Origin of the sequence: Bacillus sp. AM 13(2015), assembly GCF_001518755.1 — a bacterium.
GTDB lineage: Bacteria > Bacillota > Bacilli > Bacillales > Bacillaceae > Bacillus > Bacillus safensis.
This window is the reverse complement of the sequence record NZ_LKCP01000072.1, coordinates 25,985-43,039: the sequence shown is the minus strand read 5'-3', so window position 1 is coordinate 43,039 and position 17,055 is coordinate 25,985. Positions and strand designations below refer to the sequence as shown.

15 protein-coding genes are annotated in these 17,055 nt (G+C 41.9%); 12 read left to right on the top strand and 3 right to left on the bottom strand.

What is annotated here, in order from left to right; all coding sequences use genetic code 11:
* Positions 1 to 9: 9 nt before the first annotated feature.
* From AOQ70_RS12380 to AOQ70_RS12370, 3 genes are read left to right on the top strand one after another with little or no spacing between them, the layout of a single operon-like run.
* Positions 10 to 696, top strand: coding sequence for a CoA transferase subunit A (locus tag AOQ70_RS12380; RefSeq protein WP_058837843.1), 687 nt, complete (start codon positions 10 to 12; stop codon positions 694 to 696).
* The gene (locus AOQ70_RS12375; RefSeq protein ID WP_041087095.1) at positions 672 to 1,337 is read left to right on the top strand and encodes a 3-oxoacid CoA-transferase subunit B; all 666 of its coding nucleotides are present in this window, start codon (positions 672 to 674) and stop codon (positions 1,335 to 1,337) included. Before AOQ70_RS12380 ends, AOQ70_RS12375 begins: the two co-directional genes overlap by 25 nt.
* 14 nt (positions 1,338 to 1,351) lie before the next feature.
* A complete protein-coding gene (locus AOQ70_RS12370; RefSeq protein ID WP_059376564.1) occupies positions 1,352 to 2,617 on the top strand; it encodes a peptidase in 1,266 nt (421 codons plus the stop codon).
* A 30-nt stretch (positions 2,618 to 2,647) separates the two neighbouring features.
* On the opposite strand, the gene AOQ70_RS12365 is transcribed toward AOQ70_RS12370, so the two are convergent.
* Entirely contained in the window at positions 2,648 to 2,869 is a 222-nt protein-coding gene (locus AOQ70_RS12365; protein ID WP_059376561.1) for a YgaP family membrane protein, read from the bottom strand.
* A gap of 125 nt (positions 2,870 to 2,994) precedes the next feature.
* On the opposite strand from AOQ70_RS12365, the gene AOQ70_RS12360 reads away from it, so the two are divergent.
* Positions 2,995 to 4,737 carry an adenine deaminase C-terminal domain-containing protein gene (locus AOQ70_RS12360; RefSeq protein ID WP_059376559.1) on the top strand — a complete coding sequence of 581 codons (1,743 nt, stop codon included), beginning with the start codon at positions 2,995 to 2,997 and terminating at the stop codon, positions 4,735 to 4,737.
* A 561-nt stretch (positions 4,738 to 5,298) separates the two neighbouring features.
* Positions 5,299 to 5,613 carry a YerC/YecD family TrpR-related protein gene (locus AOQ70_RS12355; protein ID WP_024424524.1) on the top strand — a complete coding sequence of 105 codons (315 nt, stop codon included), beginning with the start codon at positions 5,299 to 5,301 and terminating at the stop codon, positions 5,611 to 5,613.
* Between the two features lie 241 nt (positions 5,614 to 5,854).
* Here AOQ70_RS12355 and AOQ70_RS12350 read toward each other — a convergent pair whose 3' ends face one another.
* On the bottom strand, positions 5,855 to 7,435 hold the full coding sequence (locus AOQ70_RS12350) for an FMN-binding glutamate synthase family protein (RefSeq protein ID WP_041087101.1): 1,581 nt from the start codon (positions 7,433 to 7,435) through the stop codon (positions 5,855 to 5,857).
* A gap of 139 nt (positions 7,436 to 7,574) precedes the next feature.
* Here AOQ70_RS12350 and AOQ70_RS12345 point away from each other — a divergent pair, with 139 nt between their 5' ends.
* Positions 7,575 to 7,805, top strand: coding sequence for a hypothetical protein (locus AOQ70_RS12345; protein ID WP_039176971.1), 231 nt, complete (start codon positions 7,575 to 7,577; stop codon positions 7,803 to 7,805).
* Here AOQ70_RS12345 and AOQ70_RS12340 read toward each other — a convergent pair.
* A complete protein-coding gene (locus AOQ70_RS12340) occupies positions 7,728 to 8,195 on the bottom strand; it encodes a DUF2283 domain-containing protein (protein WP_082700852.1) in 468 nt (155 codons plus the stop codon). The two genes, AOQ70_RS12345 and AOQ70_RS12340, sit on opposite strands and share 78 nt — an antisense overlap.
* Positions 8,196 to 8,759: 564 nt before the next feature.
* On the opposite strand from AOQ70_RS12340, the gene AOQ70_RS12330 reads away from it, so the two are divergent.
* From AOQ70_RS12330 to AOQ70_RS12305, 6 genes are all read left to right on the top strand, one after another.
* Positions 8,760 to 9,278, top strand: a complete 519-nt coding sequence (locus AOQ70_RS12330; protein WP_058837836.1) for a hypothetical protein — start codon at positions 8,760 to 8,762, stop codon at positions 9,276 to 9,278.
* Between the two features lie 187 nt (positions 9,279 to 9,465).
* Positions 9,466 to 10,158: a heptaprenylglyceryl phosphate synthase gene (locus AOQ70_RS12325; protein WP_039176977.1), complete on the top strand. Its 693-nt coding sequence runs from the start codon at positions 9,466 to 9,468 to the stop codon at positions 10,156 to 10,158.
* Between the two features lie 57 nt (positions 10,159 to 10,215).
* On the top strand, positions 10,216 to 12,438 hold the full coding sequence (gene pcrA / locus AOQ70_RS12320; protein ID WP_059376556.1) for a DNA helicase PcrA: 2,223 nt from the start codon (positions 10,216 to 10,218) through the stop codon (positions 12,436 to 12,438).
* Between the two features lie 44 nt (positions 12,439 to 12,482).
* On the top strand, positions 12,483 to 14,489 hold the full coding sequence (ligA, locus tag AOQ70_RS12315) for an NAD-dependent DNA ligase LigA (RefSeq protein WP_058837834.1): 2,007 nt from the start codon (positions 12,483 to 12,485) through the stop codon (positions 14,487 to 14,489).
* Between the two features lie 15 nt (positions 14,490 to 14,504).
* Positions 14,505 to 15,701: a CamS family sex pheromone protein gene (locus AOQ70_RS12310; RefSeq protein ID WP_039176984.1), complete on the top strand. Its 1,197-nt coding sequence runs from the start codon at positions 14,505 to 14,507 to the stop codon at positions 15,699 to 15,701.
* A 133-nt stretch (positions 15,702 to 15,834) separates the two neighbouring features.
* Positions 15,835 to 17,034 carry an MFS transporter gene (locus AOQ70_RS12305; RefSeq protein ID WP_059376554.1) on the top strand — a complete coding sequence of 400 codons (1,200 nt, stop codon included), beginning with the start codon at positions 15,835 to 15,837 and terminating at the stop codon, positions 17,032 to 17,034.
* Positions 17,035 to 17,055 lie beyond the last annotated feature (21 nt).

Here is a 17,055-nt window from a genome sequence, read left to right as displayed (position 1 = left end):
GGAAAGAGGATGAACAAAACAGCGAGTCTTGATGAAGTGATCACACATTTTAAGGACGGGATGACCATCATGTTTGGCGGGTTTGGCGGTGTGGGGTCACCGCCATCATTGATCGATGCCATCCTAGAAGCCAATATCAAAGACCTGACATTGATCGGAAACGATGCAGGCTTCCCGCAAATCGGTGTTGGCAGGCTGATCACAGAAGGAAGGGTGAAGAAAATCATTGCTTCACATATTGGCTCTAATCCAATTGCCGGGCAGAAAATGCAGGCGGGTACACTAGACGTTCTTTTTTACCCGCAGGGCATCCTAGCGGAAAAGATTCGGGCAGGCGGAATGGGTTTAGCGGGCATTGTGACAGATGTCGGCATGGATAGCCTCAATCTTGATGAGAAACAATTGGTTCCGCTAGGTGGAAAGCAGTATATTCTTGAGCCTGCGCTGACTGCGGATATTGCGATTGTGAATGCCCTCAAAGCAGATGAAGCAGGGAACCTGATTTTTGATAAAAGTGCTCGGAATACCAACCCGATTGTGGCGATGGCAGGAGACTGGACCATTGCAGAAGTAGAAGAGATTGTGCCTGTGGGCAGGCTTCATCCAGAGGAAATTGTGACACCAGGCGTATTTGTGAACCAGATCGTGCAATCAAAAGGAGTGAACTGGACATGGGCATGGGAGACATCGATTTAAGACACCGCATAGCCAAACGTGCGGCACAGGAAATTGAAGATGGGATGATCGTCAATCTTGGGATCGGCATCCCAACCCTTGCAGCTGAATACATCCCACCACATTACGAGGTGTGGCTGCATGCAGAAAACGGCATTATGGGAGCAGGCGCTTCACCAGCACGAGGGGAAGAAGACCCGAATTTGTGCAATGCCGGAGGTTTCCCTATTACGTTAACAAAAGGCGGCTCATATATGGACAGCACAACCGCTTTTGGCATCATTCGCAAAGGGATGCTGGATATGACGATTTTAGGTGCACTTGAAGTCAGCAGTCAGGGGGATCTTGCGAATTGGATTGTACCAGGTAAACGAGTACCGGGTATGGGCGGAGCGATTGAACTCGCGCAAAAAGCGAAAAAGGTAGTGGTCGTGATGAGTCACCTTGATAAACACGGACAATCTAAGATAAAAGCCGCCTGCACGCTGCCTTTAACAGCTAAGTCTTGTGTGGATCTGATTATTACAGATATGGCAGTCATTGAGGTCAAATCACAGCTGCTCATTTTGCGTGAAGTCATGCCGCCGTTTCAGCCGGAAGATGTCATGAGGGCGACAGAGGCGCCGCTCATTTTAGCGCCTGATGTCAAATCTGTTGTGTAGAAAGGATGACTGACTTGCAGCCAACCACACGTATCAGAAACTGGATGAAAGAGCATAAGGAGGAAGCCGTGACGCTTCTTCAGCAAATGGTGCAATGTGACAGCACACAAGGGAATGAGCAAGAGGTACAGCAAATCGTAGCAAATAAACTTTCTGCCATTGGCTTTGATGTTGACGTATGGGACATTGGCGGAGATGATTTGCTGAACCACCCGTATTTTTATTCCCCGAGGCGTTCTTTTAAAGGAAGTCCTAATGTCGCCGGACGATTGAAAGGAAAAGGCGGCGGCAAATCTATTTTATTAAATGGGCATGTGGATGTTGTCCCAGCAGGAGATCACAAACAATGGACATATCCGCCTTACAGCGGGCATATCATAAACGGGAGACTTTATGGACGCGGGGCAACAGATATGAAAGGTGGAAACGTTTCTTTACTCTTTGCACTTGAGGCACTGCATGCACTTCAGATTCCGCTGAAGGGAGATGTCGTGTTTCATAGTGTTGTTGAAGAAGAGAGCGGCGGTGCAGGCACCCTTGCAGCCATACTGAGAGGATATACAGCAGATGCAGCCATCATTCCAGAGCCAAGTCATATGAAAATCTTTCCGATTCAGCAAGGATCTAAATGGTTCAGACTGCATATTAAAGGAAGGGCTGCTCATGGCGGAACAAGATATCACGGTGTTTCTGCTATAGAAAAGAGTACGATTGTCCTTTCACATATAGCGGCACTAGAAGAAAAAAGAAATCAGCGAATCACGGAGCCGCTGTTTCAGCATATCCCAATTCCGATTCCGATCAATATCGGGAAAATTCAAGGCGGTGATTGGCCATCCTCTGTAGCAGACCTTGTCACAATGGAAGGCAGGCTCGGGGTGATGCCGGGTGAGACAGTAGAACAGGCAGAGAAGGAACTAGAAAATTGGATGGCAGGACTCGGAGAAAAAGATGAATGGTTCCATGAACATCCTGTTGAGGTCGAATGGTTTGGTGCAAGATGGCTTCCGGGTTCAATCGATACGGATCATCCGCTTTTAGGTTTATTGAAGGAACAATATGAAGCGGTCATGAAGCAGCCGCCGAAGATCGAAGCCGCCCCTTGGGGAACTGACGGAGGATTACTGTCACAGGCAGCAGGTATTCCGATTATCGTGTTTGGACCTGGAACAACGGAGCTTGCCCATTTTCCGAATGAATCTATCGACATTGAGCATGTGATAGAAGCAGCAGAGATTATTGCAGGGACAATGGTCGAATGGTGTGAAGCAGCGGAATGAGATGAAATGAACATAAAAAAGAAGGCTGCCTTACTCAGCCTTCTCTTTATGTGTGTCCTGCTGCTCACACATATATGTCACTGGACAAAAACGAAGAATGCCAGATCCTAGTTTCATACTGCCAAACATGATGCTAAAAAGAAGCATTTTACTCCATGGTTTTCTAGCATATAAGGATCCAGCTACAGTACATATTGTCATTCCACAGGCAATTCTAATGAGCGCTTCCATTAAGCCGAGATTAGGTTTCATTGAAGGTGAATCTCCTTTTTTAAATTATTTTAAGTGTGATTTCAAGAAATTGTAACGTTTCATTAATGCGTAACGTGGTTCGTTATGTTACGATAGGGCTAATACAAATGAAGGAGAGTATGTGAATGTCCGAACGTACTTTTAATTGGAGAAATAATGACATCCGCACACAAATCGATGTAGTCGACTCAAAAATAGTTCCAACACTCCTTTTAACGAATGGACTCGTGCTTAACCCGTTTTTGAAGCAATGGGTGAAGGCAAATATTTGGATACATGATGATCGAATTGTTTATGTCGGAGCAGAGCTTCCTCAAAATAAATCAGCTAAACGTGTGATTGATTGTGAAGGGAAATACATTGTGCCTGGGTATATAGAGCCTCACGCGCACCCATTCCATATTTATAATCCCCAATCACTTGCAGAATATGTGTCTCAATTTGGCACAACAACAATGGTCAGCGATAACTTATTTCTTCTTTTGCAAAGCAATGAAAAGAAAGCGCTTTCCACTCTATGTGAATTAAAAAAGCAGCCATTTCAGTATTTCTGGTGGTCCAGATACGATCTTCAAACGGAAGTCAGATATGAAGATGAGATGCTGCCTGTCAACTACCGGAAGGAATGGATTGATCATCCTGACGTCCTTCAAGGCGGCGAATTAACAAGCTGGCCAAGATTGATGGACGGTGATGATCTCATTTTATATTGCATGCAAGAAACGAAGAAGCAGAGAAAACGAATTGAAGGGCATTTCCCCGGAGCTTCTGAGAAAACGCTAACAAAAATGAAGCTGTTTGGCGCGGACAGTGATCATGAAGCGATGAATGCGGACGATGTGTTAAAAAGATTGTCCCTTGGCTATCATGTTTCATTGCGGCATTCTTCCATCCGACCAGATTTAGTGAATATTTTAAGAGAATTGCATGAGCGTGATTTTAGACACTATGACCACTTTTTCTATACAACAGATGGTGCTGCTCCTCACTTTTATGAGGAAGGCATGATTAACCGCTTGATTTCGATCGCCCTTGAAGAAGGCGTGCCGATCATTGATGCGTATAATATGGCGACATTTAACATTGCAAAATACCATCAAATTGATGACTTATTAGGCGTTGTCGGTCCTGGACGGCTGGCTTCTTTGAATATTTTAGATGATCCAATGAACCCAAATCCTAAAACAGTCATATCTAAAGGGGTTATCCTCAAATTAGATGGCGAGAACCAGCATCAATTCCAAGAAACAAAATGGGAAAATGGCGGGCTTCTTCCATTAGATTTGGGGTATGACCTGACGATGAGTGATTTGCAATTCTCTATGCCACTAGGTGTGAAGATGAGAAATGCCGTCATCATGGAGCCTTATACAGTGGAAATTGATAACTCAATCAACCAGCTGTCATGTGACCATGATCAAAGCTTCTTTAGCCTAATTGACCGAAAAGGCGAGTGGCGTGTGAATACGATGCTAAAAGGATTCGCAAACAAAGTGCAAGGCTTTGTCAGCTCATTTTCGCTCACGGGTGACATTTTAGTGATCGGGAAAAATAAAGAGGATATGATGCTGGCACATAAGCGGATGAAAGAAATTGGCGGGGGAATCGTCCTCACAGAGAACGGGAAAATTTTGCATGAAATCCCGCTGCAATTATCAGGCTGTGCATCGGCTGAACCATTTGAGACTGTTCTTCAGCAGGAACAAACATTACGCGAGCTGCTCATTGAGCGCGGCTATCCATTTGACTGCCCAATTGATACACTTGTCTTTTTCCAAAGTACACATTTGCCATATATTCGAGTGACGCCAAGAGGAATATTTGATGTCATGAAAAAAACTGTACTCTTTCCGTCTATAATGCGTTAAAATATAACAGAGTGGAGCTGTATCATCTTTGCCGCATTTCTGACTGCTGTTATAGGGCAGAAGTGAGCTATGGTTCTCTTCACTGCCATGTAAGTGATCATGATCTTATGTGGAGCTGTTGACAAAGCAGAGGGCTTTGACATGACGAATGAAGTACTCTAATTGTAAAATGATTCTGTCGGTTACGCTGACCGGCCAACACATTTTGAATGATCGAGCAAGGCGGGGCGCATATTTGTGGGTCTCGCTGAGCTTTCCGCAAAGTCTATATATTAGGGCAGAAGACCTAACCAAGCAGAAGTCATCTTTATACAGGAAGCAAACAAGTTTGTCAGATTGTCATACAAGGAAAATGACAGAACTTGTCGAATTTGTTTACGATAAAGAAGCTTCGGCTTACGAAAGAACCTGACGGCATTTTCAGCGTAGAACCAAACCTGTCATGATCTGTTCAAAGCTCATTGCTGAGGTTTTAAAAAAATTAGTCAGGAAAGATACCGCTTTCTTAGAAGAAGATCGTGCAAAGCGGTGTGGCAATAGTAAAGGAGAAGATGTATTAAGATGCAAATTGATAAATTAAGGGGCAAAAGTTTAGATCAGTTATTCAACTCCATCTTATCCCTTAAAGACCTGGAAGAATGTTATCGATTCTTTGATGATTTGTGTACCATCAATGAAATCCAATCTTTATCACAGCGTCTTGAAGTAGCACGTATGCTTCGCGAGGGAAACACGTATCATAAAATTGAGACGGAAACAGGTGCAAGCACTGCAACCATCTCACGTGTCAAACGCTGCTTAAACTACGGCAACGATGCCTATACGATGGCACTTGACCGCGTAGCCGAACAGCAGGAAAATAACGAAACAAAATAAAGCAGCTTTCACTGTAAACAATCCTTTTCACGAAAAATGGACTTGTTTGCAGTTTTTTTATGAAAAGCGGGCAGGGACTGATAAATTGTCCCTGTTTTTTTAATTTAGCTCGTCCATAAACCATCTTTCTCATTCATAGGAGATGTCATCTTCGTTTGAGATGATTTTCTTAAACTCTACTGTTTGCTAACTTTATACGAAAATGTTAATAAAAAAAGGTGCGTTTCCGCACCTTTTCAAGCTAGACAGATGGCTGTGTGCCTGAGAACATCGGCACTTCGCTTGTCTCGCCATTCTCTTGTCTAAAAATAATATGTTTCTCATTAAAATGAATAGGCGATTCTATTCCCGCAGCTGCGGATAAGTTAAACAAACCTTCTCTAAGAGACAGGATATAATTGCACACTCGGTATTTTTTTTCTTCAATTGATAAACCCTTTTGCAGCTTTGGATCAGTCGTGGCGACCCCGACTGGGCATTTATTCGTGTGGCAGACTTGGGCGCGAATGCATCCGACTGAAAACATGAGACCTCTAGCAATATTCACAAAGTCAGCTCCCATTGAAAGGGCAATCGCAATTTTATCAGGCGAAAGAAGCTTGCCAGAAGCAAAGAGCTTCACCTGATCTCTGACACCGTATTCTTTCAAAATTTGATGAACCATAGGGAGTGCCGTGAAAATTGGCAGCCCTGCGGAATCCGCCAATTCATGAAAGGACGCCCCTGTACCGCCTTCTCCGCCATCAACTGTAATGAAATCAGGGTGTTTCCCGCTTTTTTTCATATAGCTGGCAAGCTCTTCAATATTTTCTTTATGCCCGACAACAAGTTTGATTCCAACTGGCTTTCCGCCTATACTCCGCAGCTCCTCAATGAAATCAAACATGTCAGGAATGGAGTGGAACATCTCAAAGCGGTTTGGGCTGTCAATGGATTGGTGAGGCGGTAATTTACGGATATTCGCAATTTCTTCCGTTACTTTTTCGCCGTCAATATGACCGCCGCGTGTTTTTGCTCCTTGTGCCAGCTTGAGTTCAAAGGCTTTGACTTCCTCATGCTCGCTTTTTTTCTTGAATTCTTCAAAGGAAAATGCGCCATCCTCTGTTCTAACGCCAAATAAACCGGGCCCAATCTGACAAATGATATCTGCGCCGCCTTTGAGGTGATAAGGAGAAAGCCCGCCTTCACCTGTGTTCATCCACGTACCGCCGGCCATTTTTAATCCTGAGGATAAAGCTGTAATAGCCCTGTCGCCTAAGGAGCCGTAGCTCATAGCGGATTGACCGATCAGTCCTTTCACATGGAAAGGCTTTTGACATGTGTGTTCGCCAATGACTTGTACATCCTCTTGATGGAGAAAATAAGGATTTGCTTCGACTTCTTTGAAATGTTCACTTCTTCGCAGTAAATTGTCTTGATCAATTTGATACACTTTCGTTTTGATTTTTTCAGATTGATCGATTCGTAGTTCATCTCGCTGCTTTGGAAACAGGACGTTTCGAATGTAATAGCCTGGCTTGTCAAAATCACGTTTTGATCCAAAGCCCATCGTCCGGCTTTTGTACTTTCCTGACATGACCGCCTGCTCGTATTCTCTTCTTGAGAAGGGCAGCTCCTCTCGGTCATTCAGAAACAGATATTGGCGAAGCTCAGGTCCTATTTTTTCAAAGATAAACCGCAGCTTTCCAATGACCGGATAATTTCGTAGAACTGAATGTTCTTCTTGTTTTTCATCCCTCATCCAAATCCAGATCAATAGAATGATTGGGATGATCAAAAAAATGATTAGCAATGTGCCGATGATCATTAAGGTTGTGGTCATGAAGATCCCCTCTTTTCTCTTTCATTGCTGTTGTTATTCCACTTTTCATAAAAAGAGAAACCACATCAACATATTGTGACGTTTAGAAATGAAAAGGCGGGGTAACTTACAAATAAGATCATAAGGGGAGGGAACATACATGAATAAGCGTCCAAATGCGTATGTACTTGCAGGATTAGGGGTTGGAGGAGCTGTGTTATTAGCCGTAAAAAATAAACAGCATCTGAAAAAATGGGCAAGCATGTTCCGGTCAGATGAAAAGGTTCCTGAAAAAGCCGGCCACCCAGATCCATTAGATATCCAAGACAACAAGATGGTCGACGAAGGGGCCATGACATCCGTCCATTATTTTAATGAAGCGAGACAATAGTTTGAAAAAAAACCGTTTTGAAAGATCAAAACGGTTTTTTCTTGTGATGTTATAGCGAAAAGGATCGACAATGGTAAAACCGATCAGCCCATTGTGATCAGATGTCGAGAATTGAAATTCAATGCCTGACAGATGATAGGTTGAGAGAACTTCCTGATCCGTCAAACGTAAAGAAAGATGATCCTCATAAACCGGTGCATTCCGCAGCACTTCGGATTCTTCTGCAAATAACTCCAATCCAGCCACTCGGTCCTCTTTATCGATATCTACATTGATACATTCATTGACATCTAATTCAATGGTTTCTTTGATTTTCAAACGCTCCGATTGCGGGGTGATATAAATGTATCCGATATCTATACTTTGTTCATATGTAATCGTTCTTTTCAATGGGGTCACCTGCTTCATTTTACTGTTAAACGAATACGTTAGCTAATTAACGAGATTTGAAATTATGAATGGGTATCGAAGGTAAATTAAAGAATATCAATTATTATAATAAACTAAAATTAAGAACATAGCAGGATGTGCAACGAATGTATCTTTGTATATACTTTAAAGGGATAAATTAACTATATTGGAGATGAATGATAAATGGCGGATTTGTATTTTTTTGAAAAAATGTCTGAACTGAGCCATATAGTACTTGTGTTGTGCGCATATGCTTTTTATTGGAGACTTAAGAAAACTAGAAATGAGAGGAAGCTCACTAATTTTGAACTTTTTCTAAAATATTTTATTTTATTTGGAGTATTAACTTGGGGAATCTCATTTGTGATTTTAACAGTCTCATAATTCTTGCGAAAAAAGTCGAATTAACACTATTTATGTAAAAACAAATTATTTCTACCTTAAAACGAAAACTAAACTAAAATGATATGTTATTATCAAAAATAACCATAAAATCAAATTTATGGTTATTTGGTTATTTTAAAGAAAAGGGGAGTTTGTACATTGATCAAAAAATTATTTGTATTCACACTGGCTTTATTACTTTCTATTGCAACAATAGTGCCAGTAGCATCAGCTGAAAATTCAGTAAATCCTGAGGCTGGATTGAAAGGATTAACAAAAGAACAAATTGAAAAATCTGTAGCTGAAATAGAGTATATCTTTACTAAAATTCTAGTATTTGATGATGAAGCAGGTTATGTTGTTAACGAAAAGGAATTAGAAAAAGCTTCATACCCAGTTTATCAAAAAGAAGGCATGATCGCTTTTGCGAACTATATGAATCAACAAAAAGGTATTGCTACTACACAAAAAAACACTGTTCAACGTTGTCTTGAAGATGCTCTTGGTATTACTAAGGGGGCTTTAAATCAGGTTCAAAAGGCTATTGAAAAAGGTGAATGGTTAAGTGTTCTAGGGTTTCTAACTTTAACTGGAATTGCGGTATCACCTCCAGTATTATTTGGCTTTTTCTTGCTATGTGGTGCACCAACAGCACAAGTTGCTCCACTTGAAAAATAAAAAAACTATGTTCATTTAATAAAAAAGCAGATGCTTAGCATCTGCTTTTTTGTTTCTAAATCTTTAAATCACGCCACCCATTTTCAAAAGAATGAAACTTTTAACTGAAGGAGGTTACCCATTTTTTGCGGTCACTGATTTTGTTATAATATTTAAATGGAATGAAACGAATGGAGGAACGTTTTTCATGTATGATGTTACCGAGTGGAAGCATGTCTTTAAACTCGATCCAAATAAAGAAATTTCCGATGAACAGCTAGAAGCGATTTGCGAATCTGGGACGGATGCCATATTGATTGGCGGAAGTGATCATGTGACAGAGGACAACGTGCTTCAATTGATGTCAAAGGTCCGCCGCTTTCTAGTGCCATGTGTGCTCGAAATCTCCACACATGAGATGATTGTGCCGGGCTTTGATCTGTATTTCATCCCGACTGTCTTAAACAGTACTCACCCTGACTGGATTGTCGGGCTTCATAAGGACGCGATGAAGGAATTCGGTGATTTGATGTCAATGGAAGAGATTGTGCCTGAAGGTTATGTCATCTTAAATGAAGATTGTAAAGCGGCCAAGCTCACAGAGGCAAATACAGCGCTGGATATCGATGACGTCAGAGCATATGCAAGAGTGGCAGAGCATTTGATGAAGCTGCCCATTTTTTATCTGGAATACAGCGGAACGCTTGGAGACATAGAGCTTGTCAAAGAAACAAAAGCAGTGCTTGATGAAACAGTTCTTTTTTATGGCGGCGGCATCGAGAACGCTAAGCAGGCAAAAGACTTCTCGCAGCATGCAGACGTCGTGGTTGTAGGAAACGTCATTTATGACAATTTCAAAGAAGCATTAAAGACAGTGGATGCAGTCAAAAAGTCATCATAGTCAAATAAGACGAAACGGGTTAAAATAGAACATAAGTTCGAATTGGCGGTGAATGGAATGAATGAAATATCGAATCATCTATTAGAAGGGCTGAATGACGCACAGAAAGAAGCAGTCAAAGCAACAGACGGTCCTTTATTGTTGATGGCAGGAGCAGGAAGCGGGAAGACACGGGTGCTCACACATCGAATTGCCTACTTAATGGCAGAAAAACATGTAGCTCCGTGGAACATTTTAGCGATTACATTTACAAATAAAGCAGCACGTGAAATGCGTGAACGTGTCCAGGCTATTTTAGGACCTGGCGCGGATGACATCTGGATCTCTACGTTCCACAGCATGTGTGTCCGTATTTTAAGACGCGATATTGACCGCATTGGTGTGAATCGCAACTTCTCTATTTTAGACACATCTGACCAGCTTTCAGTCATTAAAAACATTTTAAAAGAACGGAATATCGATCCTAAAAAGTTCGATCCACGCAGCATTTTAGGATCGATCAGCAGTGCAAAAAACGAACTCATTGACGCAGAGGAATACGCCAAAACAGCCGGTGATTTCTATGATCAAGTGGTCAGCGATGTCTATACAGATTATCAAAAGCGTTTACTCAAAAACCAATCACTCGACTTCGATGATTTAATTATGATGACGATTCGTCTATTTGAGCGCATCCCTGAAGTGTTAGAGCACTATCAGCGGAAATTCCAATATATTCATGTGGATGAGTATCAAGATACGAACAGAGCGCAGTACATGCTTGTGAAACTGCTCGCGCAGCGTTTTCAAAATATATGTGTTGTCGGTGACTCTGACCAGTCTATTTATCGCTGGCGCGGAGCGGATATTACAAACATTCTCTCCTTTGAAAAAGATTATCCATCCAGTGAAGTGATTCTGCTTGAGCAAAATTACAGATCGACGAAACGCATTTTGCATGCTGCAAATACGGTGATTCAAAACAATGCAAACCGAAAGCCAAAAAATCTTTGGACAGAAAATGATGAAGGCGCGAAGATAGCCTATTACCGTGCAGATAATGAATTCGGTGAGGGACAATTTGTCGCAGGAAAGATTCGTCAGCTTCATCAAAGCGGAAAGCGTAAATTATCCGATTTTGCGATCCTTTACCGAACAAATGCCCAGTCTCGTGTCATAGAGGAAACGTTAATGAAGGCCAACATTCAATACAACATTGTCGGCGGCACGAAGTTCTATGACAGAAAAGAAATCAAGGACATCTTGGCATACTTACGCCTAGTGGCAAACCCAGATGACGATATTAGTTTTGCACGAATTGTCAACGTACCAAAGCGCGGAATCGGTGCGACATCTGTTGATAAAATTGCAGCATATGCGGAGATGAATAATCTGTCTATGTTTGAAGCACTTGGTCAGGTGGATTTCATTGGACTGAGTGCACGAGCAGCCAATGCGCTTGATGAGTTCAAACAGCTCATTGATCAAATGACGAACATGCAGGATTATTTATCTGTAACAGAATTAACAGAAGAAATTTTAGAGAAAACAGGCTATCGTGAAGCGCTTAAGCTTGAAAAAACGATTGAAGCACAAAGCCGCTTAGAAAATATTGACGAGTTTTTATCCGTCACGAAGAACTTTGAAGAACAAAATGAAGACAAGTCACTTGTGACCTTCCTGACAGATCTTGCCCTCGTCGCAGATATTGATAAGCTGGATGAAAATGAAGAAGAAGATCAGGATGCTGTCATCTTAATGACACTTCACGCCGCAAAAGGTTTGGAATTCCCTGTTGTTTTCTTAATGGGAATGGAGGAGGGTGTCTTCCCGCACAGCCGTTCATTAATGGAAGATGCAGAGATGGAAGAAGAGCGCCGCCTCGCTTACGTAGGTATCACACGGGCTGAAGAAGAGCTTTATTTATCAAGTGCGAAAATGAGAACACTTTTCGGCCGGACGAACATGAATCTTGAATCAAGATTTATTCGAGAAATACCAGCCGATTTATTGGACAACCTAAATGAGAAAAAAGAAGCAAAAACACCGTTTGGCCAAACAAGAGAAAGACCGCAAAGACGGGGACCTGTCTCACGTCCGCAAACACAAACCATTCAAAACACAGGCGGCGGCAGTATTGGCTGGGCTGTGGGCGATAAAGCGGCCCATAAAAAATGGGGCGTTGGTACGGTTGTGAGTGTGAAAGGCAGCGGAGACAGCACAGAGCTTGATATTGCGTTCCCAAGCCCTACAGGCATTAAGCGTCTTCTCGCAGCATTTGCACCAATCGAGAAGCAATAAACTGATAGGACTGACAAAACGGATGAATTGAAAGGAAGAAGCAGATGGATAAAGAAGCAGCGAAACGCCGGATCGAGGAACTGCACCAGATTTTGAATCAATACAACTACGAATATCATACACTTGATCGTCCAAGTGTTCCTGACGCTGAATATGATGCGCGGATGCGTGAGCTGATCTCTTTGGAGGAAGAGCACCCTGACTTAAAAGCAGCGGATTCTCCTTCACAAAGAGTGGGCGGTGCTGTTTTAGACGCCTTTCAAAAAGTGCGTCACGGCACACCAATGCTCAGCCTTGGGAATGCGTTTAATGAACAGGACCTTCTTGATTTTGACCGCCGGGTTCGTCAAGCAGTCGGTGACGATATCGCATACAATGTCGAGCTGAAAATTGATGGACTCGCTGTTTCTCTCCGTTATGAAAATGGCGTGTTTGTCCGAGGAGCGACGCGCGGCGATGGAACAACGGGTGAGGATATTACTGAAAATCTCAAAACGATTCGTTCCATCCCGCTTAAAATCAAACGCCCTCTGTCGATTGAAGTGAGAGGCGAGGCATTTATGCCAAAACCTTCTTTTGAAGCATTAAATGAAAAAAGAATACAAAACGAAGAAGAGCCGTTTGCAAACCCGCGTAATGCGGCTGCAGGTTCACTTCGTCAGCTTGATACGAAAATTGCAGCGAAACGAAACCTTGATATATTCGTCTACAGTATAGCGGAGCTTGATGAAATTGGTGTTGAAACGCAAAGTGCAGGACTTGATTTTCTCGACGAACTTGGCTTTAAAACAAACAAAGAAAGAAGAATGTGCCAAACGATCGAAGAAGTCATCGACCTCATTGAAACATTAAAAATAAAGCGTGCCGATTTTTCATATGAAATCGATGGAATCGTTATTAAAGTCGATTCACTCGCTCAGCAGGAAGAACTCGGCTTCACGGCAAAAAGCCCGCGCTGGGCGGTTGCGTATAAGTTTCCGGCTGAAGAGGTCGTAACGAAGCTACTTGATATTGAACTAAGTGTCGGACGTACAGGCGTGATTACACCAACAGCGATTCTTGAGCCTGTCAAAGTAGCAGGGACGACAGTGCAGCGTGCATCTCTTCATAATGAAGATTTGATCAAAGAAAAGGATATTCGCTATTTTGATCAAGTGATTGTGAAAAAAGCCGGGGATATTATTCCTGAAGTCGCAGGTGTCCTTGTTGATCAGCGTACAGGCGAAGAAAAACCGTTTCACATGCCAACTGAATGTCCAGAGTGTCATAGTGAGCTGGTGCGAATCGAAGGCGAAGTGGCCTTGCGATGCATCAATCCTGAATGTCCTGCCCAAATACGTGAGGGACTCATTCACTTCGTTTCCCGTAATGCAATGAATATTGATGGACTTGGCGAGCGGGTCATTACACAGCTCTTCAAGGAACAGCTCGTTTCTCGTGTGTCCGACCTTTATCGATTAACGAAAGAAGAGCTCATTCAGCTTGAACGAATGGGCGAAAAATCTGTCGACAATTTACTGCGTTCAATTGAACAATCGAAAGAAAACTCTCTTGAGCGTTTACTATTTGGACTCGGTATTCGATTTATTGGTTCAAAAGCGGCAAAGACCTTGGCGATGCATTTCGAAAACATCGATCAATTAAAGCAAGCGACGAAAGAACAATTACTTGAAGTCGACGAAATTGGTGAAAAAATGGCTGATGCCGTCGTCACGTATTTTGAGAAAGAAGAAATACTCGATCTGCTGAACGAACTAAAAGAGCTCGGAGTCAATATGACCTACACAGGGCCAAAGCCGGTAAAAGCAGAAGAAAGTGATTCCTACTTTGCAGGAAAAACCATTGTGCTGACAGGAAAATTAGAAGAAATGGCTCGAAACGATGCAAAAGCAGCAATCGAAGCATTAGGCGGAAAGCTGGCAGGCAGTGTGAGTAAAAAAACAGATCTAGTCATTGCCGGAGAAGCAGCGGGAAGTAAGCTGACAAAGGCAGAAGAACTCAATATTGAAATTTGGGACGAAGCTAAAATGCTCGAGGAGCTAAAGAAATAAGAGGAGTGTTTTCTATTGAAAAAGTTGTTATTGCTGCTGACAATGCTCACACTGGTATTGTCAGCGTGTGCACCTTTTGGGGGAAAGGAAGAGGAAGAGGTCACACAAAAAACGGATGAAACGAAGGAAACAAAGGAAACAGCCATCATCCCGATGTACAATATCTCAGACTCCTATTACAAAATGGTGCTGCCGTTTAAACAAGGAGCTGCTAGAGGTCTAACAGCGGAGCGTCTCAATACACGCTTGGACATTGATGAATTTGAAACAGGACTTATGCGCCTTGCAACAGAGTCATTTAATACAAACGACTATCTATTCCAAGAAGGACAGCATTTAGATGAGGACACCGTTCTCAGCTGGCTGGCGCGCAAAAAAACAGGCAGTGATCTGAAAAAGGCAGAAAAAGAAGATAAAGACTTTAAGAATCTAGGCTTAAATCCTGCTCTTCCAAACTCAGGTTCAACAAAGTCTAAAAATGAAAATAGTCCAATTTACTTAGCTTCAATGCTAGAGCATAATTACTTAATTCGAAAAGACAAAAACAGCTTACAGCTTGGCGGAGTTGTCATTGGTCTTGCGCTGAACTCGGTTTATTATTACCGTGAAAAGATCGGTGACCCGCAGCAAGAGGTGACCATCGATTCATCGAAAAATTCAAAGAAACTTTTGGCAGAGGGTGAAAAAATCGCTGAACAAGTGATCAAGCGAATTCGTCAAATGGACGGACTGCAAAAAGTGCCTGTCATGATTGCCCTTTATAAGCAAGCACCAAAATCATCTATCGTTCCAGGTAACTTTATCGCCAAAACAGATGTGAAAGCAGGCTCCGCTGATATCGGAAATTGGGATACGATCAAAGAGGAGAATGTATTCTTCCCTTCAGATAGTGCGAAAAGCAGCTACAAAGATGATTCAGAGCGATTTGACCGCTTCAAGACAAAGGTAGAAGATTACTTCCCGAATTACACTGGTGTTGTAGGAAAAGGCTTTTACAAAAACGGCAACCTGCAAAAAATGAAAATCGAAATTCCAATGCAGTTCTATGGAAAAACGGAAGTCGTAGCCTTCACACAATATTTAACCGGAGAAGTCATGGATTACTACAAGAGTACCAATATTGAAATCAACATCACATCTTCTGATCAACAAGAAGCCCTGATCACGAAAAATGCTGAGGACAAAGAACCGACTGTTCATATATATGACTAAATAAAAACCGCCTTTTGGCGGTTTTTTAAATTAGTAAAAATGTATCAAATTATGAAAATATTGTTATAAAAAGTAGAAGTGTAGAAAATAATGTATTATTATGGGTGTTAATGAAGAGAAAATGGAGATAAATATGAAAAACAAATCATTTTACTTTTTATTAGGGGGACAATCCCTAGCTAATTTCGGGGATTCACTATATGTCCTCGTACTGACCATCCTGACATACCAATTAACAAATTCTACACTAATTGCTTCAATGGTGGCTGTCTCGCAGTTTGTTGGACAAGCTCTTGGAGCGGTGCTTATTCCTTTCTTTATGTATCAATTTAAGCTGAAAAGACTCATTATCTATTTGCAAATGTGTCAAATTGCTTTCTTCGGTTGCTTGATTTTCATTTATATACTACAACTATCAACATTTACTATTCCTCTCTTTTTTATCATTGTATTTTTCCTTTCTTTGATAGATGGGGGAACCATTCCTGTTCGAAATTCGATGATCCCGCGTTTAGTAGAAAAGAACTTTTTACTAAAAGCCAATAGCTATATTTTAACATCTGATCAAATTGTCCTTTTACTAGGCTGGCTTTTAGGAGGCCTGTTTATTGGCATTCTTGGACCGCAGTTTCTACTAATTACCACACTTGTTTTATACAGTTTGTCGCTCATATCTATGCTCTTTATCATTGATACTGGGGCTGCAGCTAAACAAGAGCAACAGTCTGAATCATTTGGTACACGGATCTTTTCAGGCTGGAAGATCATGTATGGAAAGCGAATCATTAGAACATTAACGATTTTAGAAATGCTGTCCATGAGCGGCAGAAGTATCTGGACTGGTGCTATTATTCTTGTTTATGTCACTGAAGTCTTACACCAGCCTGAAACATGGTGGGGGTTTATTAACGCAAGCTATTTTGGTGGAACCATTCTAGGCGGTCTGCTCGTGCTGCGGTTCGCAAAGCATGTGGAACAGCGTTTGTTTGATCACATTTTTTATAGTTCGGTGATCGTAGCTGTGCTAACTCTTTGCTTAGGGTTGAATCATTCAGCATGGATGAGTTTATTGTTTGTCTTTTTATTAGGACCAGCTTTTCAGCTTCGCAGCATTGCTATTCGTACCTATGTACAAGATACATTGAGTCAAATTGAATTGCCTAAAATACTATCAGCTCAACATACACTATCGACTTTTATATACGGAATGTCGATCCTCGTTATGAGCACCATGACCGATCTCTTTGGGGCAAGAGTCGTCTTTTTTATCAACGTTGGCCTGTTTACTGTGTCGGCTATCCTAGCGTCTAGATTAAAAAATGAACAAATTTAGACAGTTTATCTCAATTATTTA